The sequence below is a fragment of the Marmoricola sp. URHA0025 HA25 genome (assembly GCF_054059435.1).
This window is the reverse complement of record NZ_JBSSCD010000001.1, coordinates 1,683,265-1,708,444: the sequence shown is the minus strand read 5'-3', so window position 1 is coordinate 1,708,444 and position 25,180 is coordinate 1,683,265. Positions and strand designations below refer to the sequence as shown.

General features: G+C 70.7%; 26 protein-coding genes, 1 other RNA gene and 1 pseudogene. 17 read left to right on the top strand and 11 right to left on the bottom strand.

Features of this window, described 5'->3' with window-relative positions; all coding sequences use genetic code 11:
- Positions 1-72: 72 nt before the first annotated feature.
- From ACVW00_RS08330 to ACVW00_RS08320, 3 genes and pseudogenes are all read right to left on the bottom strand, one after another.
- A pseudogene (locus tag ACVW00_RS08330) lies at positions 73-612 on the bottom strand (type 1 glutamine amidotransferase); the annotation flags it as partial.
- On the bottom strand, positions 602-2,647 hold the full coding sequence (locus ACVW00_RS08325) for an NAD(+) synthase (RefSeq protein ID WP_457110432.1): 2,046 nt from the start codon (positions 2,645-2,647) through the stop codon (positions 602-604). The pseudogene ACVW00_RS08330 and the gene ACVW00_RS08325, both read right to left, overlap by 11 nt.
- A 533-nt stretch (positions 2,648-3,180) precedes the next feature.
- Positions 3,181-4,551, bottom strand: a complete 1,371-nt coding sequence (locus ACVW00_RS08320) for an HNH endonuclease signature motif containing protein (RefSeq protein WP_457110431.1) — start codon at positions 4,549-4,551, stop codon at positions 3,181-3,183.
- An 862-nt stretch (positions 4,552-5,413) separates the two neighbouring features.
- On the opposite strand from ACVW00_RS08320, the gene ACVW00_RS08315 reads away from it, so the two are divergent.
- Positions 5,414-5,749 carry an antibiotic biosynthesis monooxygenase family protein gene (locus ACVW00_RS08315; protein WP_457110430.1) on the top strand — a complete coding sequence of 112 codons (336 nt, stop codon included), beginning with the start codon at positions 5,414-5,416 and terminating at the stop codon, positions 5,747-5,749.
- On the opposite strand, the gene ACVW00_RS08310 is transcribed toward ACVW00_RS08315, so the two are convergent.
- Positions 5,743-6,900: a hypothetical protein gene (locus tag ACVW00_RS08310; protein ID WP_457110429.1), complete on the bottom strand. Its 1,158-nt coding sequence runs from the start codon at positions 6,898-6,900 to the stop codon at positions 5,743-5,745. The two genes, ACVW00_RS08315 and ACVW00_RS08310, sit on opposite strands and share 7 nt — an antisense overlap.
- Positions 6,901-7,138: 238 nt before the next feature.
- On the opposite strand from ACVW00_RS08310, the gene panB reads away from it, so the two are divergent.
- Genes panB through ACVW00_RS08295 form a run of 3 tightly spaced genes read left to right on the top strand, consistent with a single transcriptional unit; the run spans position 7,139 to position 9,872 of the window.
- Positions 7,139-8,005 carry a 3-methyl-2-oxobutanoate hydroxymethyltransferase gene (panB, locus tag ACVW00_RS08305; RefSeq protein WP_457110428.1) on the top strand — a complete coding sequence of 289 codons (867 nt, stop codon included), beginning with the start codon at positions 7,139-7,141 and terminating at the stop codon, positions 8,003-8,005.
- Positions 8,005-8,661 carry a class I SAM-dependent methyltransferase gene (locus ACVW00_RS08300; protein WP_457110427.1) on the top strand — a complete coding sequence of 219 codons (657 nt, stop codon included), beginning with the start codon at positions 8,005-8,007 and terminating at the stop codon, positions 8,659-8,661. Before panB ends, ACVW00_RS08300 begins: the two co-directional genes overlap by 1 nt.
- 47 nt (positions 8,662-8,708) lie before the next feature.
- Complete coding sequence (locus tag ACVW00_RS08295; RefSeq protein ID WP_457110426.1) at positions 8,709-9,872, top strand: PQQ-dependent sugar dehydrogenase; 1,164 nt, start codon at positions 8,709-8,711, stop codon at positions 9,870-9,872.
- A gap of 3 nt (positions 9,873-9,875) precedes the next feature.
- Here ACVW00_RS08295 and ACVW00_RS08290 read toward each other — a convergent pair whose 3' ends face one another.
- Together ACVW00_RS08290 and ACVW00_RS08285 are read right to left on the bottom strand one after the other, a co-directional pair.
- Positions 9,876-10,145: a hypothetical protein gene (locus ACVW00_RS08290; protein ID WP_457110425.1), complete on the bottom strand. Its 270-nt coding sequence runs from the start codon at positions 10,143-10,145 to the stop codon at positions 9,876-9,878.
- A gap of 4 nt (positions 10,146-10,149) precedes the next feature.
- Positions 10,150-10,320 (bottom strand): hypothetical protein, encoded by a 171-nt coding sequence (locus ACVW00_RS08285; RefSeq protein WP_457110424.1) that lies wholly within the window; start codon positions 10,318-10,320, stop codon positions 10,150-10,152.
- 23 nt (positions 10,321-10,343) lie between these two features.
- Here ACVW00_RS08285 and map point away from each other — a divergent pair, with 23 nt between their 5' ends.
- Both map and ACVW00_RS08275 read left to right on the top strand, forming a co-directional pair.
- Positions 10,344-11,192, top strand: coding sequence for a type I methionyl aminopeptidase (map, locus tag ACVW00_RS08280; RefSeq protein WP_457110423.1), 849 nt, complete (start codon positions 10,344-10,346; stop codon positions 11,190-11,192).
- Positions 11,189-12,136 (top strand): hypothetical protein, encoded by a 948-nt coding sequence (locus ACVW00_RS08275; protein WP_457110422.1) that lies wholly within the window; start codon positions 11,189-11,191, stop codon positions 12,134-12,136. Before map ends, ACVW00_RS08275 begins: the two co-directional genes overlap by 4 nt.
- Positions 12,137-12,155: 19 nt before the next feature.
- Here the strand turns inward: ACVW00_RS08275 and ACVW00_RS08270 are convergent, their stop codons facing one another.
- Together ACVW00_RS08270 and ACVW00_RS08265 are read right to left on the bottom strand one after the other, a co-directional pair.
- Entirely contained in the window at positions 12,156-12,569 is a 414-nt protein-coding gene (locus ACVW00_RS08270) for a tetratricopeptide repeat protein (protein WP_457110421.1), read from the bottom strand.
- Positions 12,570-12,656: 87 nt separating this feature from the next.
- Positions 12,657-12,947 (bottom strand): hypothetical protein, encoded by a 291-nt coding sequence (locus tag ACVW00_RS08265; protein WP_457110420.1) that lies wholly within the window; start codon positions 12,945-12,947, stop codon positions 12,657-12,659.
- A 98-nt stretch (positions 12,948-13,045) separates the two neighbouring features.
- On the opposite strand from ACVW00_RS08265, the gene ACVW00_RS08260 reads away from it, so the two are divergent.
- From ACVW00_RS08260 to ACVW00_RS08250, 3 genes are read left to right on the top strand one after another with little or no spacing between them, the layout of a single operon-like run.
- A complete protein-coding gene (locus ACVW00_RS08260) occupies positions 13,046-13,348 on the top strand; it encodes a hypothetical protein (RefSeq protein WP_457110419.1) in 303 nt (100 codons plus the stop codon).
- Positions 13,349-13,398: 50 nt separating this feature from the next.
- Positions 13,399-14,226, top strand: a complete 828-nt coding sequence (locus tag ACVW00_RS08255; RefSeq protein ID WP_457110418.1) for a COG4705 family protein — start codon at positions 13,399-13,401, stop codon at positions 14,224-14,226.
- Positions 14,223-14,663 (top strand): hypothetical protein, encoded by a 441-nt coding sequence (locus ACVW00_RS08250; protein ID WP_457110417.1) that lies wholly within the window; start codon positions 14,223-14,225, stop codon positions 14,661-14,663. Before ACVW00_RS08255 ends, ACVW00_RS08250 begins: the two co-directional genes overlap by 4 nt.
- Before the next feature lie 34 nt (positions 14,664-14,697).
- On the opposite strand, the gene ACVW00_RS08245 is transcribed toward ACVW00_RS08250, so the two are convergent.
- Entirely contained in the window at positions 14,698-16,392 is a 1,695-nt protein-coding gene (locus ACVW00_RS08245) for an MFS transporter (protein WP_457110416.1), read from the bottom strand.
- A 79-nt stretch (positions 16,393-16,471) separates the two neighbouring features.
- On the opposite strand from ACVW00_RS08245, the gene ACVW00_RS08240 reads away from it, so the two are divergent.
- From ACVW00_RS08240 to ACVW00_RS08225, 4 genes are all read left to right on the top strand, one after another.
- Positions 16,472-16,666: a hypothetical protein gene (locus ACVW00_RS08240; protein ID WP_457110415.1), complete on the top strand. Its 195-nt coding sequence runs from the start codon at positions 16,472-16,474 to the stop codon at positions 16,664-16,666.
- An 84-nt stretch (positions 16,667-16,750) separates the two neighbouring features.
- Positions 16,751-17,485 (top strand): hypothetical protein, encoded by a 735-nt coding sequence (locus tag ACVW00_RS08235; protein ID WP_457110414.1) that lies wholly within the window; start codon positions 16,751-16,753, stop codon positions 17,483-17,485.
- Positions 17,486-17,688: 203 nt separating this feature from the next.
- Positions 17,689-17,838, top strand: a complete 150-nt coding sequence (locus ACVW00_RS08230; RefSeq protein WP_457110413.1) for a hypothetical protein — start codon at positions 17,689-17,691, stop codon at positions 17,836-17,838.
- Positions 17,835-18,998: a type II toxin-antitoxin system death-on-curing family toxin gene (locus ACVW00_RS08225; RefSeq protein WP_457110412.1), complete on the top strand. Its 1,164-nt coding sequence runs from the start codon at positions 17,835-17,837 to the stop codon at positions 18,996-18,998. Before ACVW00_RS08230 ends, ACVW00_RS08225 begins: the two co-directional genes overlap by 4 nt.
- 92 nt (positions 18,999-19,090) lie before the next feature.
- Here the strand turns inward: ACVW00_RS08225 and rnpB are convergent.
- An RNA gene (rnpB, locus tag ACVW00_RS08220) (RNase P RNA component class A) lies at positions 19,091-19,466 on the bottom strand.
- A gap of 84 nt (positions 19,467-19,550) precedes the next feature.
- Between rnpB and ACVW00_RS08215 the strand changes: the two genes are divergently transcribed.
- Genes ACVW00_RS08215 through ACVW00_RS08205 form a run of 3 tightly spaced genes read left to right on the top strand, consistent with a single transcriptional unit; the run spans position 19,551 to position 22,899 of the window.
- Positions 19,551-21,137 carry a circularly permuted type 2 ATP-grasp protein gene (locus ACVW00_RS08215; RefSeq protein ID WP_457110411.1) on the top strand — a complete coding sequence of 529 codons (1,587 nt, stop codon included), beginning with the start codon at positions 19,551-19,553 and terminating at the stop codon, positions 21,135-21,137.
- Positions 21,131-22,057: an alpha-E domain-containing protein gene (locus ACVW00_RS08210; protein ID WP_457110410.1), complete on the top strand. Its 927-nt coding sequence runs from the start codon at positions 21,131-21,133 to the stop codon at positions 22,055-22,057. Before ACVW00_RS08215 ends, ACVW00_RS08210 begins: the two co-directional genes overlap by 7 nt.
- A complete protein-coding gene (locus ACVW00_RS08205) occupies positions 22,054-22,899 on the top strand; it encodes a transglutaminase family protein (RefSeq protein ID WP_457110409.1) in 846 nt (281 codons plus the stop codon). Before ACVW00_RS08210 ends, ACVW00_RS08205 begins: the two co-directional genes overlap by 4 nt.
- A gap of 24 nt (positions 22,900-22,923) precedes the next feature.
- Here the strand turns inward: ACVW00_RS08205 and ACVW00_RS08200 are convergent, their stop codons facing one another.
- Positions 22,924-24,351, bottom strand: coding sequence for an RNB domain-containing ribonuclease (locus ACVW00_RS08200; RefSeq protein WP_457110408.1), 1,428 nt, complete (start codon positions 24,349-24,351; stop codon positions 22,924-22,926).
- Positions 24,352-24,400: 49 nt separating this feature from the next.
- Here ACVW00_RS08200 and yaaA point away from each other — a divergent pair, with 49 nt between their 5' ends.
- Positions 24,401-25,180: a peroxide stress protein YaaA gene (yaaA, locus tag ACVW00_RS08195; protein ID WP_457110407.1), complete on the top strand. Its 780-nt coding sequence runs from the start codon at positions 24,401-24,403 to the stop codon at positions 25,178-25,180.

Below are 25,180 nucleotides of genomic sequence, written 5' to 3'. Positions count from 1 at the left end.
CAGCTCGGCGCCGATGTCGTCGCGCTCGTCGGCGGCCCACGCCTCGACGATCGCGTCGTCGACCTCCGGGTGGGCCTGGACGCCCCAGACCGTGTCGGCGAAGCGCGCAGCCTGGAGGGTGCCGTCCGGCGCCTGCGCGAGTGCGACTGCGCGGCGCGGCGGCTCGGTGACGACGTCGTTGTTCCAGTGGATGGCGCGCGCCGGCAGGGTGCCGAGCACTGGGTCACCGGCGGCCCGATCCGTCCAGCCCACGGGGAGGACGCCGAACTGACGGCCCGCCGGGTTGGGCTCGACCCTGCCGCCGAGCGCGACGGCAGCGAGCTGGTGGCCGAGGCAGATCCCGAGGGCGGGCTTGCGCTCGGCAGCCGCGACCCGGAACAGCTCCTTGGCCGACGGCAGCCACGGGTGGGCCTCGTCGTCGCCGGCTCCCATCGAGCCACCGAGCACGAGCAGCCCCTCGTGGTCGGCGAGGTCGACCGGCAGCGGCAGGCCACCGGCGTACGGGCGCCGGATGTCGACCACGCACCCCGCTTCGAGCAGCCACCGCCCGATCAGTGCCGGCGGGCAGTCGTCCTGGTGCTGGACGACGAGGACGCGTGGGTCACGCGCCATCCGGGACCCGGGCCAGGTCGGCCAGCCACGCGGCCGCGCTGGCGTCGGAGGGCATCCGCCAGTCGCCCCGCGGCGACAGCGAACCACCGGCAGAGACCTTGGGGCCGTTCGGGATCGCCGACCTCTTGAACTGGTTGGCGAAGAACCTGCGGAGGAAGACGTCGAGCCAGTGCTTGACCGCCGGCAGGTCGTAGGAGATGCGTCGCTGCTCCGGGAAGCCCGGAGGCCACTCCCCTGTCTCCGCGTCGGACCAGGCGTGCCGGGCGAGGAAGGCGATCTTGCTCGGCCGGAACCCGAAGCGCAGCACCTGGTAGAGCGTGAAGTCGTGGAGCGCGTAGGGCCCGATCGTGTCCTCGGTGCTCTGCGGCTTGTCGTCCTTGGACGGGACGAGCTCCGGGCTGATCTCCTGCTCGACGATCTCGGTGAGCACGTCGTCGACGTCCGCGTCGAACTGGTCGGCGCTGACCACCCAGCGGATCAGGTGCTGGATCAGCGTCTTGGGAACGCCGGAGTTCACCGTGTAGTGCGACATCTGGTCGCCGACGCCGTACGTGCACCAGCCGAGCGCGAGCTCGCTGAGGTCGCCCGTCCCGAGCACGATGCCGGCGCGCTGGTTGGCGAGCCGGAACAGGTAGTCGGTGCGCAGGCCGGCCTGGACGTTCTCGAAGGTGACGTCGTACACCTCCTCGCCGCGGCCGAAGGGATGTCCCATCTCTTCGAGCATCTGGCGGGCGGCCGGTCGGATGTCGAGCTCCTCGAAGCTGACCCCGAGCGACTTGGCGAGCCGGGTGGCGTTGCTCTTGGTGTAGTCGGAGGTCGCGAAGCCCGGCATGGTGAAGCCCAGGATGTCGCTGCGTGGCCGGCCGAGCCGGTCCATCGCCTTGGCGGCGACGATGAGCGCGTGGGTCGAGTCGAGGCCGCCGGAGATTCCGATGACGATCTTGGGCTGCCCGATGGCGCGCAGGCGCTGCTCGAGGCCGGAGACCTGGATGTTGTAGGCCTCGTAGCAGTCGAGGGCGAGCCGCGCCGGGTCGTCGGGCACGAACGGGAACCGGTCGACCTTGCGCCGCAGGCCGATGTCGCCGTCGGGCGGCTCCAGGGTGAACTCGACCACGGTGGTCGATCCTGTCGAGACCCCCTCGGCCTTGGCGTTGTCGTCGAAGGTCCCCTGGCGCAGGCGCTCCTGGCGGATCCGGTCGAGGTCGACGTCGACGGTTGTGCGGCGGGGACCACTCGGGAACCGCTCGGTCTCCCCCAGCAGGTCGCCGCACTCGTAGGCCATCGTCTGGCCGTCCCAGGACAGGTCCGTGCTGGACTCGCCCTCACCTCCGGCTGCGTAGAGGTACGCCGCGAGGCAGCGGGCGCTCGCCGAGCGGACCAGGAGCCGCCGGTCCTCCGCGCGCGCGACCGTGATCGGACTGCCGGAGATGTTCGCCAGGACGGTCGCACCAGCAAGCGCAGCGTTGGCGCTGGGTGGGATCGGCACCCACATGTCCTCGCAGACCTCGACGTGGAGGGACAGCCCGGGGACGTCGGTCGCCGTGAAGATCAGGCCGTTGCCGAACGGCACCTCCTCGCCGGCGAGCACGATGTGGCCGTCGTACTGGTCGGCGCCGGAGGCGAACCAGCGAGCTTCGTAGAACTCCCGGTACGTCGGCAGGTACGACTTCGGCGCGACGCCCAGGACGCGCCCGCGATGGATCACCACGGCACAGTTGTAGACCCGGTTGCCCCGGCTCAGCGGCGCCCCGACGACGATGACCGGCCGCAGCTCCGCGCTGGCCGCGACGATCGTCGCGATCGCTTCCTCGACCGCTCGGAGAAGCACGTCCTGGAGGAACAGGTCGTCGATGCTGTAGCCACTCAGGCACAGCTCGGGGAACACGGCCATGGCGACGCCCTCGTCGTGGCACGCCCGCGCCTCCGCGAGGACCGTTGCCGCATTGGCGCCCGGATCAGCGAGCGCCATCGGGATCGTGCAGGCCGCTACTCGTGCGAACCCGTGGGCATAGCAGGAGTTGAAGTCCACATTCACAGTCTCGCAGACCGACGCGCACCCCGAAATGACGCGTCAGGTACGGCGGCGAGCCGACTTGAGCTTCGCGGCCAGGTGCCGCCTGGCGCCAGCTTGCGGAGGTTTCGACAGGCTCAACCACCGGGTGGTCGAGCAGCGAGCGTGCGAGCGATCTGTCGAGACCTGGCGACCCTGGGCAGGGAGCCAGCCCAAGGGCGGCCGAGACCTGCTGACCCGACAGCGGGACACAGCCCGAGGGTGGTCGAGCAGCGAGCCTGCGAGCGATCAGTCGAGATCTGGTCAGCCGAGGCAGTGAGCCCGCCCAGGGGTGGTCGAGACGTAACCCGACGGGTGGTCGAGCAGCGAGCCTGCGAGCGATCAGTCGAGACCCGGTGACCCGGGGCAGGAAGCCCGGCCCAGGGGGGCCGAGACCTGCTGACCCGACAGCGGGACACAGGCCGAGGGTGGTCGAGCAGCGAGCCTGCGAGCGATCAGTCGAGACCCGGTGACCCGGGCATGCTGGTGGCCCCGCCGGGTGCCCGGCGGGGTGTGGGTCAGCTGGTTCGTCGTGGTGGTGGGTCGACCGGGGCCGGGGTGAGGTCCTCGGTGCCGGTGGTGTCGCGCAGGTAGGTGTACCCGTAGGGAGAGCGCCACAGGTAGGCACCGAGCTCGAGCATGGTGTAGGTCCAGTCGCCGTGGGTCTTCATCCGGTGGTGGCCTCGGCACAACGGGGCCAGGTTCTCGGTGCTGGTCTGGCCCGGTGGCCCGTCGGGGTCGTAGGCGATGACGTGGTCCTTGTCGCAGGACCGGGCCGGTCGCTGGCACCAGGGGAACACACAGGTGCGGTCGCGCAGCTCGACCTGTTCGGCGATCCGGTCAGGCACCCGGTAGGCATCGGTTTCGAGGTGCTGGTTGAGGTCGATGACGGGTTTGACGACCACCCGGGACGTCTCGGGGCGCCCACACCACTCGGCAACCTGCCCGGCAGTGACCAGCTGTCCGCCGGCGTTGTCCAGCAGCACCGGCACGTTCGGATCACCGGTGGCCAGGGCGTCGGCGGAGAGGTGCACGAACAACACCACCTCACGCCGCCGCCCACCGGACCGGCCCCGACGCAGCACCCGCCCGGTCTCGGACCGCACCACGTCAGCTGGCCCGCCGGGCTCCAGCGGCAGCGTGTGTTCCCCGCGGGCGATCATCCCGACCGCGGCCGCTCTCCGGGCGTCCAGGGGTTCGGTGGAGCCGAGGTCGGCGAGCTGTTGGGCACCAGCGGTGACGGCGTCGGCGAGGTCCAACGCGTCGGCGAGGTCCAGCTCCCCGTGGACCCGGGAGGTGCCGGCGAAGGAAACCTGGTCGTGCTCGATGCTGAAGTACCGCTGGTCCGCAGCCCGGGCACGTTCTTCGGCGGCGACCTCGGGCATGAACCGGGCGATGGCCTGGTCGACCAACCGTTGGGTCTGGGCCGGTCCGGTCTTGTGCGCGAACGGCGCCAACTGGGCATCCACGAACTGGGCGGCCTCGAAACTCAGGTGCAGGGTGGCTTCGGCGATCCGCTTGGCCCGCCAGGCCACCAGGGTGCCTTCCTGGACCCGGAACCAGGTCTTCGGCAACCGGTGGGCCAGCTCGAGGGCACAGGCGATCAGGTCGCGTCCGGACCGGTCGGTCAGACCCAGGGCGGTGGCGAACTCCCCGACCGCGAACTCCGAGACCCACGGGCACCCTTGCCCGCCGATCGGGATCCCGGTGTCGCGACCCTCGGCGACCACCCAGGTCGCCGCCACCTCCAGGTCGTCGACGACATGGAGGTGGGCCCACTCCAACGCGGTGGCGAGCACGCCGGCCTCGGCAGTGTTGGCCTGGGTGCGGAAGGCTCGGGCAGCACCCAGCACGGCGGCTGCGTCCAGAGTGGTGGTGCCCGAGTCCATGTGATGAATCTAGGGGTGGCCACCGACAGAACCAGCCCGGTTTCGCCTTACCGGGATGGGAATCGGAGAACTTTCTCGAAGAATCTTGGTGGGGTCTCTGCCGCATCTCACCGGGTCTCGACTGGCCGCTCGCAAGCTCGCTGCTCGACCACCAGTGGGTCCGGTCCCCGTCCCAGGTCACCGGGTCTCGACTGGCAGCTCGCAGGCTCGCTGCTCGACCACCAGCGGTCAGGTCCCTGCCCAAGGTCACCAGGTCTCGACTGGCCACTCGCAGGCTCGCTGCTCGACCACCGGTGGTTCGGCCCCTGCCCGACCTCACCGGGTCTCGACTGATCGCTCGCACGCTCGCTGCTCGACCACCTGTGGTTGCGACCGCACCCGATCGCCCAGCCCAGCCCCGCGGCGTACTGCGTCGTCGTTGCCAAGAACCCAACCACCCACAGACCGAGGTCTCGTCTGATCGCTCGCAGGCTCGCTGCTCGACCACCCGTGGTTGCGAACCTGCCCGACCTCACCAGGTCTCGACTGGCCGCTCGCAGGCTCGCTGCTCGACCACCCGGGATTCGGTCCCTGCCCAAGGTCACCAGGTCTCGACTGATCGCTCGCAGGCTCGCTGCTCGACCACCGGTGGTTGGGTCCCTGCCCGACCTCACCGGGTCTCGACTGATCGCTCGCACGCTCGCTGCTCGACCACCCGAGGTTCGGTCGCTGCCCGCCGCCACCAGGTCTCGACTGGCCGCTCGCGAGCTCGCTGCTCGACCACCGGTGGTTGGGTGCCTGCCCAAGGTCGCCGGGTCTCGTCTGATCGGCCGCAAGTTCGCTGCTCGACCACCTTGGCGCGGCCCCACGGCAGACTGGCGCCATGAGTGCGTTCGCAGGCGGCCGGGGTCCCGAGCCTCCGTACACCGCCGTGATCTTCACGAGCACCCGGACCGACGGCGACCATGGGTACGCCGTGATGGGCGCCCGGATGCAGGAGCTCGCGCAGCAGCAGCCCGGCTATCTCGGCTACGAGTCGGCTCGGGAGGGGGCGTTCGGGATCACGGTGTCCTACTGGGTCGACGACGCGGCTGCAGCCGGGTGGAAGCAGGTCCACGAGCACGCCGTCGCGCAGGAGCGCGGCCGGACGACGTGGTACTCCGACTACCGGGTCCACGTCGCCACGGTGACCCGCGCTTACGGACCGTACGGTCACTGACGCGGCGTGACGACCGCTCTGGCCGTGTAGCCGCAGCACTCGATCTCGCGGACCGGCGCCTCGGTCGTCCCGCTGATCCGATCTCCCCGCAACTGGGCGACGGTGTCGACGGCGTCCGCGACCACGCCGACGCCGATCCGGCCACCGGTGATCGTGTTCGCGCGCGTGCTCCCGTCACCGTCCTGGACGATCATCCCGAAGTAGCGGTTGCCGCCGAGCGTGTTGTGCGCGACCAGACAGCACGACGGGCTGTCGACCTGGGTGATGCCGACGTCGTTGTTGTCGATCTCGTTGTCGACGACCCGCGTCCCCGGCTCGAGCGAGAGCAGCAGCACACCGATTCCCTGGCCTTCGAAGATCGGGTCGGGTCCGCAGCCGAAGCCGCCGCAGACGACGTCGCGGACCTGGTTGTCGTGGAGGTCGACGACCGCGTCCACGTCGATCCAGAAGCCTGCCTGGAAGCTGGGGATCGTCCAGCCACCTGCGACCAGGGTGTGGTCCACCGTCACGACGGAGCGCGGTCCGTCGGCGGGACCGGAGACGGAGATCCCGGCATGCTGGAAGTGGTCGACCCGGACGTCGTGCACTCGGCCGAAGGCCGTCGTGCCGCGCTGTCCGTCGACCTCGATGTGCGGCGGCGTCCCGTAGACGATCGCGCGACCGGCTGCATCGTCGGCCGGGCAGCTCGCCGGGTCGGCCTGGATCCCGGTCACCCTCGCGTCGGACAGGTCGAGGGTGGCGCGCTGGAGCGCGTGGATCCCGGTCGCCTCGACACCGCAAGGGATCGGGCCCGCCACCGTGAGGCCGGACATCGTGACCCGGGCCCCGTGGCCGATGCGAATGACAGCGGTCAGGGCGCGACCGTCCGGCAGGTGCACGCCGTACGACGTGAGCGCGGCCGGCGACCGCACGGTCGTCGTGCCGACGCCGGACCCGCGAAGGGTCACGTCGTGGTCGATGACGATCTCCTCGACGAAGGTGCCCGGTCCGAGGACCACGGTGGCCCCCGCCGGAGCGTGGTCGAGGGCGGCCTGGATCGTCGGGTAGTCGCGAGGGACGACGATCGTGCCGGGCGCGCCGTGCCCCGACGCGGGCCAGGTGGGCACCAGCAGGACCAGAAGGGCCCCGGTCGTCAGCAGCAGTCGTCTCACGGTCATCACCTCCGGTGGGTCGACGGCCGTCCGGCCGTCGCTTCGATGATTCGCCGGCGACGTCGACACAGCGAGGGGGCACTTCCCTCGGAGCCGGGAAGCTGGCCCGACGACCCGGGAAAGCCGTCCTCACGCCGGTGACGAGCGCCACAGTCCCCAAACCGGGCGCGCGGGGCTAGCGTTGAGAGCGGTCCGGGGACTCCGTCAGGGAGCCTCGAGAGCATGAAGGAGCTCGACGATGAGCGAGAGCAACCCTGAGGTGGCCGCGCCCTACGGCAGCGGCGCCACCCAGCCGGAGGCGAGCAGGCCGATCAGGCGGATCCGCACCCATCACCTGCGGGAGATGAAGGAGCGCGGCGAGCGGTTCGCCATGCTCACGGCGTACGACATGTACACCGCCGCCACCTTCGACGAGGCCGGCATCGAGGTCCTCCTCGTCGGAGACAGCGCCTCGAACAACGTGCTCGGCAACGAGACGTCCCTGCCGATCACGGTCGACGAGCTGATCCCGCTGACGCGCGCGGTCGCCCGGTCGACACACCGCGCCCTGGTCGTCGGCGACCTCCCCTTCGGCTCCTACCAGCGCTCGCCGGAGCAGGCCTACGACACCGCGGTCCGGTTCATGAAGGAAGGTGGCGCGCACTGCGTCAAGCTCGAGGGCGGTCACGAGATGGCGCCGCAGATCGAGCTGCTCAGCCGAGGTGGCATCCCGGTGATGGCGCACATCGGCTTCACCCCGCAGAGCGAGCACGCCCTCGGCGGCTACCGGGTCCAGGGCCGGGGCGACACCGCCCAGCGGATCCTCGACGACGCCAAGGAGGTCGAGGCCGCCGGTGCGTTCGCGGTCGTGATGGAGATGGTCCCGGGCGAAGTGGCCGGACAGGTCACCAAGGAGCTCACCATCCCGACGATCGGCATCGGCGCGGGCAACCAGTGCGACGGCCAGGTGCTGGTCTGGCAGGACGCGTTCGGGCTGCGCACCGGCCGGATGGCGAAGTTCGTCAAGCAGTACGCCGACGTGCACGGCGTGCTCCTCGACGCGGCGAAGGCCTACGCCGACGACGTGCGAGCAGGCACGTTCCCCGGACCCGAGCACTCCTTCTGATGCACCCGGAGCACCACGGCAGCCACGACGACGTCGCGGACCTGTTCCGGCAGGAGACCTGGGACGCGCGGTACGCCGAGTCGGAGCAGATCTGGAGCGGCCGGCCCAATCCCCGCCTGGTCGACCAGGTCACCGGCGTGAGCCCGGGCCGCGCCCTCGACGTCGGAGCCGGCGAGGGCGCCGACGCCGTCTGGCTGGCGACCCAGGGCTGGGAGGTCACCGCTCTGGACGTCTCCGAGGTCGCCCTCGCGCGGGCGGCGGCCCATGCGGCCGAGGCCGGTCTTGCCGAGCGTGTCACGACCCTGCACCACGACTTGATGACCGGCGCTCCCCTGCCGGACGAGTTCGACCTGGTGTCGGCCCAGTACCTGCACCCGCCGGTCGAGCGGTTCGCCGAGATGATGGGCACCCTCGGCGGCGCCGTCCGCCCCGGCGGACTCCTCCTGGTCGTCGGCCACCACCCGGACGACCTCTCGACCGGCCTGCGCAGCGGCCACGGGCACCCGGAGCTCCTCTTCGGGCCCGACCGGGTGGTCGAGGCGCTCAGTCCGGGGCAGTGGGACATCCGGGTGGCCGACGCCCCGACCCGTGAGGTCGCCGGACCCGACGGTCCGGTGACGGTGACCGACACCGTCGTCCTGGCCGCGAAGCGCTGAGCCACACACGCCTGTCGCACCGTCCGCACGCGTCGTAGCGTGGGCGCATGCGGAGTCTTCCGGTCCTGGTCCTGTCTGCTGCGCTCGCGATCCCGTTGTCGGCCTCGGCACAGCCGGCGCCGGACTCGCCTCCGGGCGCGACACCCGGTCGCGCACGAGCCTCGGCCTTTCCCACGCTCTCGGTGACCCGCCAGGTGCGCGGGCTCGCGACGCCCTGGGACGTGCAGCGGCTGCCGCACCGCCGCCTGCTGATCACCGAGCGCGACACCCGGCGGCTGCTCCTGTGGCACGCCGGCCGGACGCGGGTGCTCCGGTTCCCGTCGGCGAGCGTCTGGGCGAGCAGCGAGACCGGGCTGATGTCGATCGCGGTCGATCCGGCCTTCACCCGCAACCGCCGGATCTACACGTGCCAGGGCGGGTTCACTGCGACGGGCCACGACGTCCGGGTGCTGGCCTGGCGGATGAACCGTCACCACACCGGCGTGCGCCGGATCCGCACCCTGGTCTCCGGCCTGCCGGCGACCAGCGGGCGGCACGGCGGCTGCCGGCTGCTCATCACCCGCGCCGGCGCGCTGCTCGTCGGCACCGGCGACGCCGCGACCGGGACCAACCCGCAGGACCTCGGCTCCCTGGGCGGCAAGGTCCTGCGGATGAGCCGGTTCACCGGCAAGCCGCTCCCGAGCAACCCGTTCGCGTCGTCGCCGTCGCGCACCACCCGCTACGTCCTCAACTACGGCCACCGCAACGTCCAGGGCCTGGCCCAGCGTGCTGACGGCACCCTGTGGTCGGTCGAGCACGGACCGGACCGTGACGACGAGATCAACGAGGTGCTCGCCGGCGGCAACTACGGCTGGAACCCGGTGCCCGGCTACAACGAGGACGTGCCGATGACCGACGACTCGCTGCCCGGCGTACAGGTCCCGGCGCGGTGGAGCTCAGGCGTCCCGACCCTCGCGACCTCCGGTGCCACCTGGGTCCGGGGCGCACGCTGGGGCGAGTACGACGGCACCCTCGCGGTCGCGGCACTCAAGGCCAGCCGGCTGGTCTTCTTCAAGTTCGACAGCGCCGGACACTTCATGTGGGCGCGTACTCCGGCCGAGGTGACCACGTTCGGACGGCTGCGCTCGGTGACCCGGGCCGGCAACGGCGACCTCCTGGTCACCACGTCCAACGGGACGGACGACTCGGTGCTGCGGGTCTCGCCGCACTGACGCTCACCGGGCGAACAGGACCGCCGCAGCCCACGCGAGGATCGACAGCACTCCGGCGACGAGCACGCGGCGCGGATGTGGCTTGAAGGAGATGGAGCCGACCGAGAGCAGCACCAGCCAGCAGAGCAGCAGCACGACCGTCGCGACCGCTCCGTAGGCCGCGGCGGCACCGAGGATCAGGAAGGGTGCGCACGCCAGCAGTGACATGCCGACGAACGAGGGCCGATACGCGCGGATGTCACGGATCCGGCCCGGGATCTCCTGGTCGTCCACCGGGTCAGTCGTTCCAGTTGGGATCGTCGTCCCACTCCCGGTTGCGCTCCTCGACCTTCTCCAGCGCCCGGGACGCCTCCGCCTCGGTCGGGTACGGGCCGAGGCGGTCGGCGTAGCTGCAGCCCTCTGCCCCTTCGACCGCGTGATGGTTCAGGCAGTACCAGAACTCACTCATCTTCCTGAAACTACACTCGCCGGGTGACCCCCGTCGTACCCGGAACCATCTCGCCGCGTCGCCCGGTGCCCGCCAACATTCCCCGGCCCGAGTACGTCGACAAGCCCGGACCCGCGCGGTTCACCGGCTCCGAGGTCAAGGACGCCGAGACCATCGAGCGGATGCGCGTCGCGGGCCGGATCGCCGCGCAGGCGCTGCAGGAGGTCGGCAAGCACGTCACCCCCGGGGTCACCCACGACGAGCTGGACCGGATCGGCCACGAGTTCCTGCTCGACCACGACGCCTACCCCTCGACCCTGGGCTATCGCGGCTTCCCGAAGTCGCTGTGCACCAGCGCCAACGAGGTGATCTGCCACGGCATCCCGGACAGCCGGGTCGTCGAGGACGGCGACATCGTCAACATCGACATCACCGCCTACATCGGCGGCGTCCACGGCGACACCAACGCGACCTTCATGACCCCGGGCGTCAGCGAGGAGGTGCGCGACCTCGTCGAGCGCACCGAGGAGGCGCTGCGCCGGGCGATCAACGCGGTGAAGCCCGGCCGCCAGATCAACGTGATCGGACGCGTGATCGAGGCCTACGCCCGCCGGTTCGGGTACGGCGTGGTCCGGGAGTTCACCGGCCATGGCATCGGCACCTCGTTCCACTCGGGGCTGGTCATCGCGCACTTCGACGACCCGTCGTACGACACCACCATGGAGGCCGGGATGACGTTCACGATCGAGCCGATGCTCAACCTGGGGACCCATCAGTGGGAGATGTGGGACGACGACTGGACGGTGGTGACCCGCGACCGGCGCATGTCGGCGCAGTTCGAGCACACGCTGCTGGTCACCGACAGCGGCGCAGAGATCCTGACGCTGCCATGAGGCGCCTCGTCGCCCTCGTGCCGGTCGTGGCCCTGCTCGTGGCGGGCGGCAGCGCCGTCGCGCGCCCCGGACCGGGACGCTCGGTCGCGGTCGTCCCGATCGCCGGTACGACGTGCCGCGCGTTCCCGGCCGACAACTACTGGAACACCGACATCCGGTCGCTGCCGGTCGACGCACGCAGCGCGACCTGGCTCTCGCACATGTCGACCGACCGCAACCTGCACCCCGACTTCGGTCCGTCCTTCGGCGACGGACCCAACTACGGCATCCCGGTGACCGTCGTGGGCCGCCACCACGCCCGGGTGCGGGTGCGCTTCGACTACTCGTCGGAGAGCGACCACGTGCGCTACCCGCTCGGCACGGACACGAAGATCGAGGGCGGTCGGAACTCCGCGGGCGACAAGCACGCGATCGTCGTCCGCAAGGGCGTGTGCCGCCTCTACGAGACCTGGAACACCCGCGTGCGCAACGGGCACTGGCGGGCCGGGTCGGGCGCGACCTGGTCGCTCGGGAGCAACGCCCTTCGCCCGGACGGCTGGACGTCCGCGGACGCCGCCGGGCTGCCGATCCTGCCCGGTCTGCTGCGCTGGAACGAGGTCAAGGCCGGCAACGTCGCGCACGCGATCCGGTTCACCACCGACGTCACCAGCCGCCACCACCTCTGGCCGGCGCGGCACGACGCCGGGTCGACCGACAGCCTGGCCTGCCCGCCGATGGGTGCGAGGTTCCGGATGAAGGCCGGCTTCGACGCCGGCGGCTACAGCCCGCTCGCCCGCGTGGTGATCACGGCGATGAAGGACTACGGGCTGGTGCTCGCGGACAACGGCTCGCCGTGGTTCTTCACCGGGGAGCGCAACGGCCACTGGCCACCGGCGCTGATCGAGGAGCTCAAGCGCATCCCGGCGTCGGCCTTCGAGGCCGTGGACACCTCGTCACTTCACTGAGCGCGACGGCCGTCGGGCGTCACAGACCCGCGTGCAGCCGCTCCACGCGCAGCACCGCGAGCTCGTGCTCGGGGTCACCGGACATGGCGGCGGCCAGGCGCAGGTGCGGGAGCGCCTCGGCGTACCGGGACTGGCGCTCGAGGCTGCGCCCGAGCGCGAAGCGCACCCAGTCGTCATCGGGGTGCTCCTCGGCGAGCTGGGTGAGCTCGGCCTCGGCGCGCCTGAGCTGGACGCGGATCAGGTAGGCCCACGCACGCAGGACGCGCAGGCCGGTGTTGCCGGGCTCGGCCTCCAGGGCCGGCTCGATGACCTCCAGGGCCTCGTCGGCCGCCCGCCGGGCGAGCAGGTCGTAGGCCACCCGGTACGCCGATCCGAGATCGCGCTGACCGGGGAACACCACTGCGGGTGCCCGCAGCTCGAAGCTGTCCTCCATGTCCACCATCCTCACGCTCCTCCAACACTGGCACGGCCGTCGTGATTCCGGCCGTCCGTGGCGCGGCGTGCCGCGAGACCGCACAGCTCAGAGCGGGGCCAGGTCCAGGTCCACGACGCCCCGCCACGCCTGTCCGTCGCGTCGTTCCTGGTCGACCACGGTCGTCGGGGCCGCAGCGATCACTTCACGCGGACTGCTTCGGACCAGCTCGTCGAGAAGGCGGCGGGCGGCGTCGAGCGCGGCATCGCGGCTGCCGAAGACGCGCCTCGTCTCGGCCCGCAGGGCCGAGCCGCCAGGGCCGACGTCGACCGCCCAGCCCTGGATCAGGTCCTGCTTCTCGACGATGCCGCGAAGAAGGTCACGCAGCTCACGGCTCATGGGTGCCGGGTATCCCACGGAGCGCGAGTGACTCATGCCACGAAAGATGACACGAGACGATGATTGCCCCAGCGGCCTCGATGGGTGACCATTCCCTCATGGGGGCAGGAGGTCAGGGGGCGACACCCGTGCTGGTGTCGGTGCGAGCACCGCTGGGGTCGATCCGCTCGGCACTGATCGGGGTCGGGGCGCTCGCGCAGGACCACAGGTCGGTGGCGCTCGACCTGGGCGACGACCTGCTACTGCTCTCCTACGACGACAGGGAGCACGCGACGACGATCGCCGTCGGTGGCGGTGAGCCGCTGAAGACCGGCCGCTGGCTCGCCGAGCAGCTCGAGGACCTCGGGCTGAGGATCGTCGAGATCTCGCCCGTCGCGCCCAGCGAAATCCCCGTCCCCTGACCGGGGTTGCTGTCAGGTTGCGGTCAGGAACCAACCCCTAACGTGCCCGCATGTCGTCCGACCACACCGTCAGCCGTGCCCGCGTCATGCTCAACAAGGTTCCCGAGGTCACCGTGTACTTCTGGATCATCAAGATCCTCTGCACGACGGTCGGCGAGAGCTTCGCGGACTACATCAACGAGACGCTGGGCTTCGGCCTGACCAACACCACTCTGGTGTTCTCCCTGGCCCTGGTCGTCACGCTGGTCGTCCAGTTCCGCGTCGACCGCTACGTCCCGGGCGTCTACTGGCTTGCCGTGGTCCTGATCAGCGTGGTCGGGACGCTGCTGACCGACAATCTCACCGACGGGCACGACGTGCCGTTGTGGATCAGCTCGACCGTGTTCGCCCTCCTGCTCGCGGCCGTCTTCGGCACCTGGTACGCCAGGGAGCGCACCCTGTCCATCCACACGATCGTCACGACCCCCCGGGAGAGCTTCTACTGGCTGACGGTGCTGGTGACCTTCGCGCTCGGGACGGCGGTGGGTGACTGGACCCTCGACCTGACGGGCTGGTCGGCGGGCGTCTCGGTCCTCCTGCCGCTGGGCCTGATCCTGGCGGTGCTCGCGTCGTGGCGGCTCGGAGCCGGGCCGGTGCTGTCGTTCTGGCTGGCCTACATCCTCACCCGTCCGCTCGGCGCGAACATCGGCGACTACCTCGCGTCGTCGAGGAGCGACGGCGGACTCGGGCTGGGAACCTTCGGGACCAGCGTCCTCTTCCTCGGCACGATCCTCGCGGTCGTCATCTACCTGACGAGGACCGACAAGGATCGCACGGAGCTCAGCCATCCGGTCACAGCCGATCTCGACCGGTCCGAGCCCGGAAGGCGGAAGGCGTGATCGCCCTCGGCCGTACCGAGCGGATCCTGGTCGTCACCGATCATGCGGACCCGACCACGGAGCTGGTCGCTGCCATCCAGGAGCGCGCCGAGGCCGGAGACGTCCAGTTCCGGATCATCGTGCTGAACCCGGCACGAGCCGAGATCCACCTCCTGCACCCCGAGCGCCACGACAAGGCACGGGAGGCCGAGCAAGCCCTGCTGCGTGCCCTCCCGACGCTCGAGGCCGCGGCGGGCGGGCCGGTCCTCGGATCCGTCTCGGTCCGTCACGACCCGATGGACGCGATCGAGGAGGTCCTCTTCAACGAGCCGATCGACGAGATCATCCTGTCGGTGCCGGCGCACCACCTGGCCAGCCGACTCCACCAGGACCTCGAGCACCGCCTCCAGCACTTCGAGCTGCCCGTCCGCACCGTCCACGCGAGCTCCGGAGCGTAGGCGTCCGGGCGCCCGCCGACACAGCCGCCCTGGGTCATCGCCCGACGCACGGCGTACCCCTCGGCAGCGCATAGGGCGCGGCGATGCGATAGGTGCCGGCCTCCTGCGCGTGCAGGACCAGCCAGTGTCCCTGGTCGGCGGCGGAGGAGGGTTGTGCAGAGAAGCAGCCCTCACGTCCGATCGTCATCCGCCTGCCCCTCGGGTCGACGAGGCTGAGCCACGGCGAGTAGGGGATCCGCACCAGCACGGTCGCTGCACGCGGCAGCCGCAGCTCGAGACCCGCAGCGGTGAACCGGACCACCTCCGCCGGAGGGTCCGCGACCGGCGCGGGCGCATCGACGCGGTAGAGCGTCCAACGCCGATCGGTCCACACCGGATGCAGGTACGGCAGGCCGCCGGTGACGAGCGCCTCCTCGTCCTCGGCCGCCGGATCGGGCCGGTCGGTCGACACCACCACGAAGTGCACGGCCCAGGTGTCGAGCCAGGCGCGGTACGTCGACGCCGTCAGCGGAGCCTTGCCGTAGAACAGGGGGTTGCGCTCGGCGTCGGCCTGTCGGTTCCATCCGCGTGCGAGGTTGACGTAGCCGGCGAGGGCGGCAGCCTCCTGGTGGTTCTTCGTCGGTACTGCCTCCGTGCGGCCGAGAGCTGCTCCCCGTGCCTGGAGCTGGTGCGCGAGCGGTGTGATCGTCCACGACGCCTGGGCGTCCGGTCGCGATCCGATCGCGTCGCTCGTGGCCACGCTCACCTGCCAGATGGTGGAAGCCCCGATGGCGAGGGCCAGCAGAGCCATCGCCCAGCCGGAGCGCCGTCGGAGCCGGGTGGTCATGCGGAAATGAGCGTTCGCCCGATCCGCGGCCAGTGCGACGAGCGGAATGCCGCCGAAGACCAGGCCCAGCCGGACGATGTTGCTGCCCACCGGTGACGGCACTGCCCACGCAGCGATCACTGCGCAGCCGTACAGCGCGGAGCCGATGCGAACGGTGGTCCACGATCGTGGGAGCAGCAGGAGATTCGCAACGACCAGACCGACGGGCAGGATCGCCGACGCCAGGTGCATCGGCTGCCGGCCGCTGAACGGAAACAGCCAGGCGGAAGCCGCCACGACGACGAGCGGTGGCAGCCCGACGACGTACGCGCGGGTGCGACGGCCGCCGAGCCAGAGCGCGCCGGCCGCGATGCCGACGAAGAGCCCGGCGACCGGGCTGGCGGCGGCGGCCAGGGCCGAGAGCGCCGCGGCAAGGAGGCCACGGCTCCAGGCGCGACGGCCGGAGGTCGGGGCGTTCGGCCACGTGACCACCACCGTGACCGCCGCGAGCCCGAACATGGTGCCGAGACTGAACGTCGCACGCCCGGACACCGCGTTCGCGGTGAGCGCGAGGGTCCCGTAGAGCGCCGGCCACAACGGCCGCCGGACGGACTCGCTGCGCACGAGCAGGTGCGCCAGCAGCCCGGCGGAGACGATGCCGCTGAGAACCATGGTGGTCCGGACGCCGAGGAACGCCATGACGTACGGCGAGAGAGCGCTGTAGGACACCGGGTGCATCCCGCCGTACCACGCGAGGTCGTACGCGCTGGTCGGGTGGAGCCGCGCGAAGGACGCCCACGCGTACTGAGCGGCGAGGTCACCCCCCAGGCTCGGGTCGAGACGTGCCCAGACCACGAGCAGCGAGGATGCGACCACGCCGACGATCAGCACCGGGCGGGATCGTGTCTCGACGGGGCTGTCCATGACGTGCAGCATCCTCACCTGAGATGAACAGAGGCTGACTGTCAGCGTGGATTCAACTGGCGCTCCTACCGTGGTCGCCATGGGGACGATGACTCGACGCGTGTGCGCCGCCGTCTGGCTCCCGTTGTCGCTCGCGGCGCTGGCCGTGATCCTGCGCGGGGTGCTCGACGAGGCTCTGCTCGCGATCCTGCTCGTGCTGGTCGCACTCGCGGCGACCGGGTTGCTCGACCTCCTCCGCACGATGCGGGCGAACCGCCGCGGGCCGCGGCCCTGAGGTTCCCGACGCCGCACCGCGTTCAGCTTGATCTCAGCGTCGGAGGAGGAGAATCGGAGAAGCGACAAGTTCTGAGGAGGACCGATGCGGAAGACCTTCACAGCCCTGGCGGTCTCGGCGGTCGCCGCCGCCGTGGTCGCCGGCACGGCGCAGCCCGGCGCCCCGGCTGTCGCCGAGTCGTCGGCCATTCCGTCGACGATGGACCCGGCCGACTTCAGCCATCCGGTGACGAACCCGTGGTTCCCGATCGAGCCCGGCACGACGACATTGCTGCGCGGCACCGACGAGGGCCGGCGGTTCCGTGAGCGGGTGCGCGTCACCGACCGGACGCGGGTCGTGCAGGGCGTCACCGTGCGCGTCGTACGGGACGTGCTGCGGCGGGCCGGCGGCAGCCTCGCCGAGGCCACGTCCGACTGGTACGCCGACGACGACAACGGCAACGTCTGGTACTTCGGTGAGCGCACCGCGACGTACGACCGGCACGGTCACGTCGAGAGCCGCGAAGGCAGCTGGGAGGCCGGGGTGGACGGAGCCTCCGCCGGTCTGATCATGCCTGCAGATCCCAAGGCGACCGACGCCTACCGGCAGGAGTACTGGCCCGGACATGCCGAGGACCAGGCGTGGATCGTCGGGTTCAAGGCCTCGGTGAAGGTGCCGATGCGCCGGTTCCACCACGTCCTGCGCACCTTCGAGTGGTCGCGTCTGGAGCCGGGCGTCATCTCGACGAAGCTCTACGCCCGCGGGGTCGGTGTCGTGCGCGAGCGCGACGTCGCCGGCGGCAGCGAGAGGTTCGAGGTCGTCGCCGTGCACCACCGCTGACGGACCACCGGGTCGTGGTCATCGAGGCGCGAAGGCTGCTGACCGGCAGGTCCCCCGCCCGGTGCGGATGGGCTGGCTCATAGGCCGGGTTCTGTTCGCCGTGCCGCCTCGCGGGGCCACGAGGCCTTCCGTCAGTCGATGTGTTGCCCCCTACGGTTCGATCGATAGATGGACAGGGCCGCGATACCGGTATCCTTCTCACAATGGCGACGAAGTCCAAAGGGCAGAAGGAAGCGACGCCCCAACAGAAGCCAAGTGCCGCGCCGCGCGTGGCTCGGCGCGAACGCGCCCTGGCTGAAGCCGAACAAGTTGCCAAACGCGATAAGGAGCTGCTGAAGCGGCTTTCTAAGTGAGCTTCGAATATCTCGACGTCGATACGGTCATCGAGTTCAATCAACGCTACGGCGGTCTTGGCGCAGGTGTGATTGATCGTCGCGGTCTCGAAGCATCGTTGGCACGATCCTGGAGCGGTTTCGGCGAGGCCGAGTTCTATCCAACAATCTGGGATAAGGCTGGCGTTCTACTTCATGGACTCGCAACGACGCAATCCTTCTCTGATGGAAACAAGCGAACCGCGTGGGTAACCGCCGCAACGTTTCTGCGCTTGAACGGCGAGGATCTCATGGCAGTCGACCCGGGCGAAGGCGAGCGCTTCGTGCTGGATGTCGTCGGAGGGAACCACGGGCCGTCAGACGTGGCCGAGTGGCTTTTCGATCATGCTGAACCCTTGACCGAAGCGCTTGACGATCATGGGGAATGCGACTTCTGCGGGCGCATCGGCGATCTTCCTGGCGCTGAATTGTTGCCTCGGTCGATCATGCGCAGGTCCGGATATACGGCTGCGGATCAGATCTACGAGTCGGCCGAACTCGGTGGCGATTCCGACTTTGGTGTTCGTCGTTTCAACCCCTCTCGTGACTTGCTTCCAGGGGTCTGTGGCCGGTGTCGTTCCGGGTGGATGTCTCTAGTCGACCGGGCTGGCGTACCGGTGCTCGCTGCGCTCCTGGAGTTACCAGACTGGACACTGAGCGATTCGGATCGGCGTAACATCGCGTGCTGGGCCGTGAAGTTCGCCCTGCTCCGATCCACCCTCGAACCGTTCGCCCTTGGTTCCTGGAGAACGCGCCAATCGCGACGGCTACGGCAAGAGCGCCGCGTCCCCGCTGGTTGGGCGGTCCTTGCTGTCCACAGCCAATTGGGCTATGCGACAACTGGAAACTTCACTCACCTGAGCGGTCGGCCGGACGGCGCGCCCCCAACAGCAGAACTCGACGTCCGTGTCGCGCAATGCGTTGTTCCCATCGGTGCGCTCACTCTACTCATTGGCTATTCATCCAGCGAGCACGGAATCGCACCTTATGCGCAGCGGTTCGACGATGTCCGCAGTGCAATCGGCCAGCTCTGGCCCCCAGATGTTGCGCTTGCGAAACCATCCGTCGTCTCGGACGAGACGCTCGACGACCTCGGCCTGCGTTTGAGCCGCGAACTCCATCACGGGCCTGAGTCCCCGTAGGCTCCGACTAGATGGGACTGCAAGGCCAGACCCTCGAGGGCCTGCAGCCTCGCCGTGGACGTGACAACCTCTCGCGTTGTAGCAGCCCGGTGCGGATGGGCTGGCTCATAGGCCGGGTTCTGTTCGCCGTGCCGCCTCGCGACGACACGGTTGGCGACCATCCATCTGGGAGTGCCGTTGCCGACACCCTCGTGCGACCTACCCGTGAGCTCGGGCGGGCCGCCCTCGAACGCTCACTGTCTGGTCTTGCTCCAGGTGGGGTTTGCCGAGCCACGACGGTCACCCGCCGCGCTGGTGGTCTCTTGCACCACCGTTTCACCCTTACCACCGCCCGGAGGCGGTGGCGGTCTGCTTTCTGTGGCACTTTCCCGCGAGTCACCTCGGGTGGCTGTTGGCCACCACCCTGCCCTGTGGAGCCCGGACCTTCCTCGAGGAGGTTGCCCTCCCCGCGGTCGCCCGGCCAGCCCATCCGCGGGACCAGAGTAGCGTCTGGCACCGGACCGGCGATCGGTGGAAACACGTGCGAAACGACGACTGCCTAGCCTGCCCCTCGTGAGGGAGCTCTTCGACGCGTACGACGCCCGCGGGCCGGCGTACGACGAGATGTACGACGGGGGCACGGCGCGCGCGCCCTACACCCGCCTGCTCGGCACGATGGGCGCCCTGACGCACGCGGAGCTCGCCGGTCGCGTGGAGAGCCTGCACAGCGGCTACCTCGACCAGGGCGTCACCTTCGACATCGGCGGCGAGGAGCGCGCGTTCCCGATCGACATCGTGCCCCGGATCATCGAGCAGGAGCAGTGGGCCACCATCGACCGAGGCGTGCAGCAGCGGGTCCAGGTCCTCGAGCGGTTCCTCGCCGACATCTACGGAGCGGGCGAGGCGTTCACCGACGGCGTGATCCCGCGCCAGGTCGCGACCACGTCCAGCAACTACTGCCGCGAGGCGTTCGGGATCGAGCCGTCCAACGGCGTCCGGGTCCACGTCTCCGGCACCGACCTCGTGCGCGACGGCGAGGGCCGGTTCCGGGTGCTCGAGGACAACGTCCGGGTCCCGTCCGGGGTGTCCTACGTGATGACCAACCGCCGGGCGATCTCCACGGCGCTGCCCGAGGCGTTCGCCGAGCACCGGGTCCGCACGGTCAGCTCCTACCCGCAGCGGCTGCTCGCCGCCCTCCGGGCCGCAGCGCCAGCCGGGGTGGCCGACCCCAACGTCGTGGTGCTCACCCCCGGCGCGTTCAACGGCGCCTACTTCGAGCACGCGCTGCTGGCGCGCACGATGGGGGTCGAGCTGGTGGAGGGTCGCGACCTCGTGTGCCGTCGCGGTCGTGTCCTGATGCGGACGACCAACGGGCTCGAGCAGGTGCACGTCGTCTACCGCCGCGTCGACGACGAGTTCCTCGACCCGGTGCACTTCCTGGCCGACTCGGTGCTCGGCTGCCCGGGACTGGTCAACGCCGCCCGGGCCGGCAACGTGACGATCGCGAACGCCATCGGCAACGGGGTCGCCGACGACAAGCTCGTCTACACCTACCTGCCCGACCTGATCCGCTACTACCTCTCCGAGGACCCGGTCCTCCCCAACGTCGACACCTGGCGGCTGGGCGAGCCCAAGCATCGCGAGGAAGTGATGGACCGGCTGGAGGAGCTCGTGCTCAAGCCCGTCGACGGCAGCGGCGGCAAGGGCATCGTCATCGGCCCGGCCGCCAGTCCCCGCGAGCTGGACGACGTACGCCGTCAGGTGCTGCTCGACCCGCGCTCGTGGATCGCCCAGCCCGTGGTCCAGCTGTCCACGGTGCCGACGTACGTCGACGGCACCCTCGCGCCACGCCACGTCGACCTGCGCCCCTTCGCCGTCAACGACGGCCAGAAGGTGTGGGTCCTTCCCGGCGGCCTCACCCGGGTGGCGCTCGCGGAGGGCGAGCTGATCGTGAACTCGTCGAGAGGTGGCGGCTCCAAGGACACGTGGGTGCTCGCCGGCCCGGGTGCCGCGCCCCACCGGAGGGAGCCGACGGCGGGCCGACCGCGCGACATCGCTCCCCTCGACAGCGGGCCCGCCGGCGACGAGCGCGGACAGCAGGCCGACCAGCAGCAGCAGGGCCGCGACCACCACGCCGGACCGGAGCTCGGCCGATGCTGAGCCGGATCGCGGAGTCGCTGTTCTGGATCGGCCGGTACGTCGAGCGCGCCGAGGACACCGCCCGCATCCTCGAGGTGCAGACCCAGCTCATGGTCGAGGACCCCACCGTCGACGTCGCGATGACCTGCGACAGCGTGCTCGCGATCATGGGGGTGCCGGTCGCACCCGGCGAGGTGGTCGGGACCCGCGAGCTGCTCCAGCGACTCGCCTACGACCCTGCCTCACCCGCCTCCATCCACGCGACCCTCCAGGCGGCCCGCGAGGTCGCCCGCCGCGCGCGCGAGACGCTGTCCACCTCGATGTGGGAGGCGGTGAACACGACCTGGCGTGCGATCCCGAGTGGTCGCTTCGACGCGATGGCTCCCCCGGTCGCCTTCGCCTGGGTGCGCGACCGGGCCGCGCTGATCAACGGCACCGCCGACGCCACGATGCCGCGCGACGAGGGCTGGCAGTTCCTCATGCTCGGCCGGTCGATCGAGCGCGCCGACATGACGGCACGGCTCGTCGCTGCAGCGTCGCTGTCGACCTCGTCGGCGTGGGCGACGTCGCTGCGGGCCTGCGGCGGCTACGAGTCGTTCCTGCGCACCTACCGCGGCCTCGAGACCGATCGCGTTGCCGCGGAGTTCCTCGTGCTCGACCGCCTGTTCCCGCGCTCGGTGGTGTTCGCGCTGAACCGGGCGGAGCAGTGCCTGGTGAACCTCGACGCCTCGGGCCAGCGCGCCGGCTTCCACAACGAGGCGCAGCGGCTGCTCGGCCGGACCCGGACCGAGCTGGAGTACCGGTCCCTCGCCGACGTCCTCACCGACCTGCCCCACGAGATGGAGCGCCTGCAGCGCACCTGCGCGCAGGCGACCGAGGCGGTGACCCGGCGCTACTTCGCCGGCGCGGTCGCGACGACCTGGCGCGGAGGGATCGGATGAGCATGCAGCTGAGGATCGTGCACACGACCGGTTTCGCGTACGACGGCGGCGCGGCCGCGTCGTTCAACGAGGCCCGCCTGACGCCGCTGACCGTCGGGGGCCAGATCGTCGTGCACACCCGTCTCGAGGTCGACCCGACACCGTGGACCTGGACCTACCGCGACTACTGGGGCACCCAGGTGACGGCGTTCGAGGTGCTCGACCCGCACGACGAGCTCACCGTGACGGCCACCGCGACGGTGCACACCCACCCCCGGCCCACGATGCCCGAGCTGCTGTCCTGGGAGGAGATCCGTCGCGACCGGGTCGCCGACCAGTTCACCGAGTACCTCCAGATCGACGACCGCGTCCGGCCGCCCGAGGACCTGGCCGTCGTCTACGCCGAGATCGGCAGCTCCAGCCCCAGTCCGCACGACGCCGCCCGGGCCATCTGCTCGCTGGTGCACGAGGAGGTCGACTACGTGGTCGGCTCGACCCACGTGTCCGGTCACGCCGCGGACTCGTGGGACGCCCGGGCCGGGGTCTGCCAGGACATGGCCCATCTCGTGATCGGTGGCCTCCGCCAGATCGGCCTGCCGGCGAGGTACGTCTCCGGCTACCTGCACCCGACCACCGATCCGGTCGTCGGGGAGACGGTCGGCGGCGAGTCGCACGCCTGGGTCGAGTGGTGGGACGGCGACTGGCACGGCTACGACCCGACCAACGACGCCGAGGCCTCCGACCGGCACGTGGTCGTGGCGATCGGCCGCGACTACGGCGACGTGCGGCCGCTGTCCGGCATCTTCACCGGCGCCGGGACGTCGTCGATGTTCGTGGACGTGCAGGTCACCCGGCTCGCCTGAGCGTGCCTTGCTGCCGGCCGGGACTCAGAGCGTGAAGCGCACCCTGCGCGTCGCCGGATCGGCCTCGGCGAGCACGAGCTCCACGTCCTCGCCGACCGGCAGCGGCTCCTCGCCGGCGACCTTGGCCTCGATCGCCGGTTCTCGCACGACCGCGTCACCCTTGCGGGGGTCGTCGGACTCGGCGGCCACGACGACGCCCGCGAACCGCTCTCCGACCCGGCCGGCCAGCGTCGCCGCCTCGACGAGGTCGAGCACGGCGTTCTCGTAGGCGTTGGCCAGGTGACCGGAACGCTGCATGGTCTCGGGCAGGTCGTGGAGCCGCTCGCGGACCCACGCAGGCACCTCCTCGCCGGCGGAGAGAGCCGCGCAGACCGCCAGTCCGTAGCGGTCGACCAGGCGGCGCAGCGGCGCCGTGACGTGGGCGTACTCCGACGCGAGGGCGGAGTGCTCGGCCTGGGCCGGGATCTCGCCGTCGAAGGCGGCGTACCCGGCACCGCGGAGCAGCGTGGTCGCCGCCACCACCATCGCCTCGTGGTTGGCCTTGGCGGGGTCCAGCGCGCGGATGAAGTCCGGATAGGTCTGCTCCGCGGGCCAGTCGATCCCCAGTCCGCGTGCCGTGCGGTGCAGACGGGTGACCGCCTCCGGCGGCGGGGGCGGCAGCGTCCGGAGGATGCCGACGCGGGCGTAGACCATCATCGACGCGGCGGCGAAGCCGGTGAGCAGGGAGATCTGGGCGTTCCAGGTCTCGACGTCGAGCAACCGGCGGTACTCCAGGCGCCACGGGCTCGTGCCGCAGTCGATCACCTGCTCGGGCATCGGCAGGTTCACGCCGCCGCGCTCGGCCTCCTGGTGGATGCGCAGCTGCCCGACCTCCTTGAGCAGGTCGAGCACCGGGCCACCGGTCCCGTCGTCGATCATCCGCTGCGCACCGGCGTAGTCGAGCTGGCTGCGTGAGCGAACCAGGGCGCGCTCCACCTTGGCGTCGGTGCCGTCGCCGTCGGCCGCGACCTTGATCGTCCACAGGTACGCCGGCCGCACCTGGTCGGGCAGCAGGGAGGCCGCTCCCTCCGACAGCTCGCGCGGGTGCAGCGGGACCAGCGCGTCGGCACCGTAGAGCGACTCGCCGCGGCGATGCGCCTCCGTGTCGAGCGCTCCCCCGGGCTCGACGAACGCGGTGAGGTCGGCGATGGCGTAGTGCACGACGTACCCGTCACCGTCGCGCTCGAGGTGCATCGCCTGGTCGAGGTCGCGCGAGCCACGCGGGTCGATGGTGAGGAACGGGATGTCGGTGCGGTCGAGCTCCGGCAGCCTCGGGCTCTTCGCCGCCTGCACCGCCTCGGCGACGACCTCGGGCGGGAAGTCGGCGTCGATCTTCAGCTCGGACTGGATCTCGCGGATCCACCCCTCGAGCTCATCCTTGAGTTCTCGGACCCGTAGCACGCGTTGGCTCACCCGGCCACCCTATTCAGCCGCCACCAACTGCTCTCCCTAGGCTGTCCGGGTGCTGATCCTGCTGCCCCCGTCCGAGGGCAAGTCCGTCCCGCGGCGCGGCAGGCGGCTCGACCTGGACAACCTGGGTTTCGCGGACCTGACCGACGCGCGCAGGAGCGTCCTCACCGGCCTGGTCGAGCTCTGCACCGGCGACCCCAAGGCGGCGGCCCACGCCCTCGGGCTGGGGCCCACGCAGCTCGACCTGGTCGCCCGCAACGCCGGCCTGCTCACCGCGCCGACCGCGCGGGCCGACCGCGTCTACACTGGCGTCCTGTACGACGCGATGGGGCTCGACTCCCTGGACGCCGCGGCCCGTCGCCGGGCGACCCGGTGGCTGGTGATCATGTCGTCGCTCCTCGGCGCGGTCCGCCCGAGCGACCCGGTGCCGTCCTACCGGCTGTCGGGCGACACGAAGCTGCCCGGCCTCGGCATCGTCAGCGCCCACTGGCGTGCCCACCTCGGCCGCACCCTCTCCGAGGCGGCGGCCGGAGGACTCGTCGTCGACCTGCGGTCGTCGACCTACGCCGCCTTCTGGCGCCCGGACGCCTCTCTCGCGCCTCGGGTCGCGACCGTGCGCGTGCTGCACCAGGTCGGTGACCAGCGCAAGGTGGTCAGCCACTTCAACAAGGCGACCAAGGGACGGATCCTCCGCGACCTGCTGTCCGACGGTCGCGCGCCGCGGACACCCGGGCAGCTCGCCGACCATCTCGCGACACTCGGCTGGAAGGTCGAGCCGGGTCCGGTCACGCGGACCGGGCAGCAGCTCGACGTGGTCGTCGAGGCGATCTAG

Bases quoted from the DNA above. Each gene is read 5' to 3' on its own strand.
- ACVW00_RS08240 (WP_457110415.1), top strand. From the start codon at position 16,472: ATGGGGACGATGACTCGACGCGTGTGCGCCGCCGTCTGGCTCCCGTTG.
- ACVW00_RS08260 (WP_457110419.1), top strand. From the start codon at position 13,046: ATGGGGGCAGGAGGTCAGGGGGCGACACCCGTGCTGGTGTCGGTGCGA.
- ACVW00_RS08315 (WP_457110430.1), top strand. From the start codon at position 5,414: ATGAGTGCGTTCGCAGGCGGCCGGGGTCCCGAGCCTCCGTACACCGCC.
- panB (WP_457110428.1), top strand. From the start codon at position 7,139: ATGAGCGAGAGCAACCCTGAGGTGGCCGCGCCCTACGGCAGCGGCGCC.
- ACVW00_RS08320 (WP_457110431.1), bottom strand. From the start codon at position 4,551: ATGGACTCGGGCACCACCACTCTGGACGCAGCCGCCGTGCTGGGTGCT.
- ACVW00_RS08245 (WP_457110416.1), bottom strand. From the start codon at position 16,392: ATGGACAGCCCCGTCGAGACACGATCCCGCCCGGTGCTGATCGTCGGC.
- ACVW00_RS08295 (WP_457110426.1), top strand. From the start codon at position 8,709: ATGCGGAGTCTTCCGGTCCTGGTCCTGTCTGCTGCGCTCGCGATCCCG.
- ACVW00_RS08265 (WP_457110420.1), bottom strand. From the start codon at position 12,947: ATGAGCCGTGAGCTGCGTGACCTTCTTCGCGGCATCGTCGAGAAGCAG.
- ACVW00_RS08285 (WP_457110424.1), bottom strand. From the start codon at position 10,320: ATGAGTGAGTTCTGGTACTGCCTGAACCATCACGCGGTCGAAGGGGCA.
- ACVW00_RS08235 (WP_457110414.1), top strand. From the start codon at position 16,751: ATGCGGAAGACCTTCACAGCCCTGGCGGTCTCGGCGGTCGCCGCCGCC.
- ACVW00_RS08255 (WP_457110418.1), top strand. From the start codon at position 13,399: ATGTCGTCCGACCACACCGTCAGCCGTGCCCGCGTCATGCTCAACAAG.
- ACVW00_RS08205 (WP_457110409.1), top strand. From the start codon at position 22,054: ATGAGCATGCAGCTGAGGATCGTGCACACGACCGGTTTCGCGTACGAC.
- ACVW00_RS08230 (WP_457110413.1), top strand. From the start codon at position 17,689: ATGGCGACGAAGTCCAAAGGGCAGAAGGAAGCGACGCCCCAACAGAAG.
- ACVW00_RS08210 (WP_457110410.1), top strand. From the start codon at position 21,131: ATGCTGAGCCGGATCGCGGAGTCGCTGTTCTGGATCGGCCGGTACGTC.
- ACVW00_RS08270 (WP_457110421.1), bottom strand. From the start codon at position 12,569: ATGGAGGACAGCTTCGAGCTGCGGGCACCCGCAGTGGTGTTCCCCGGT.
- ACVW00_RS08275 (WP_457110422.1), top strand. From the start codon at position 11,189: ATGAGGCGCCTCGTCGCCCTCGTGCCGGTCGTGGCCCTGCTCGTGGCG.
- ACVW00_RS08300 (WP_457110427.1), top strand. From the start codon at position 8,005: ATGCACCCGGAGCACCACGGCAGCCACGACGACGTCGCGGACCTGTTC.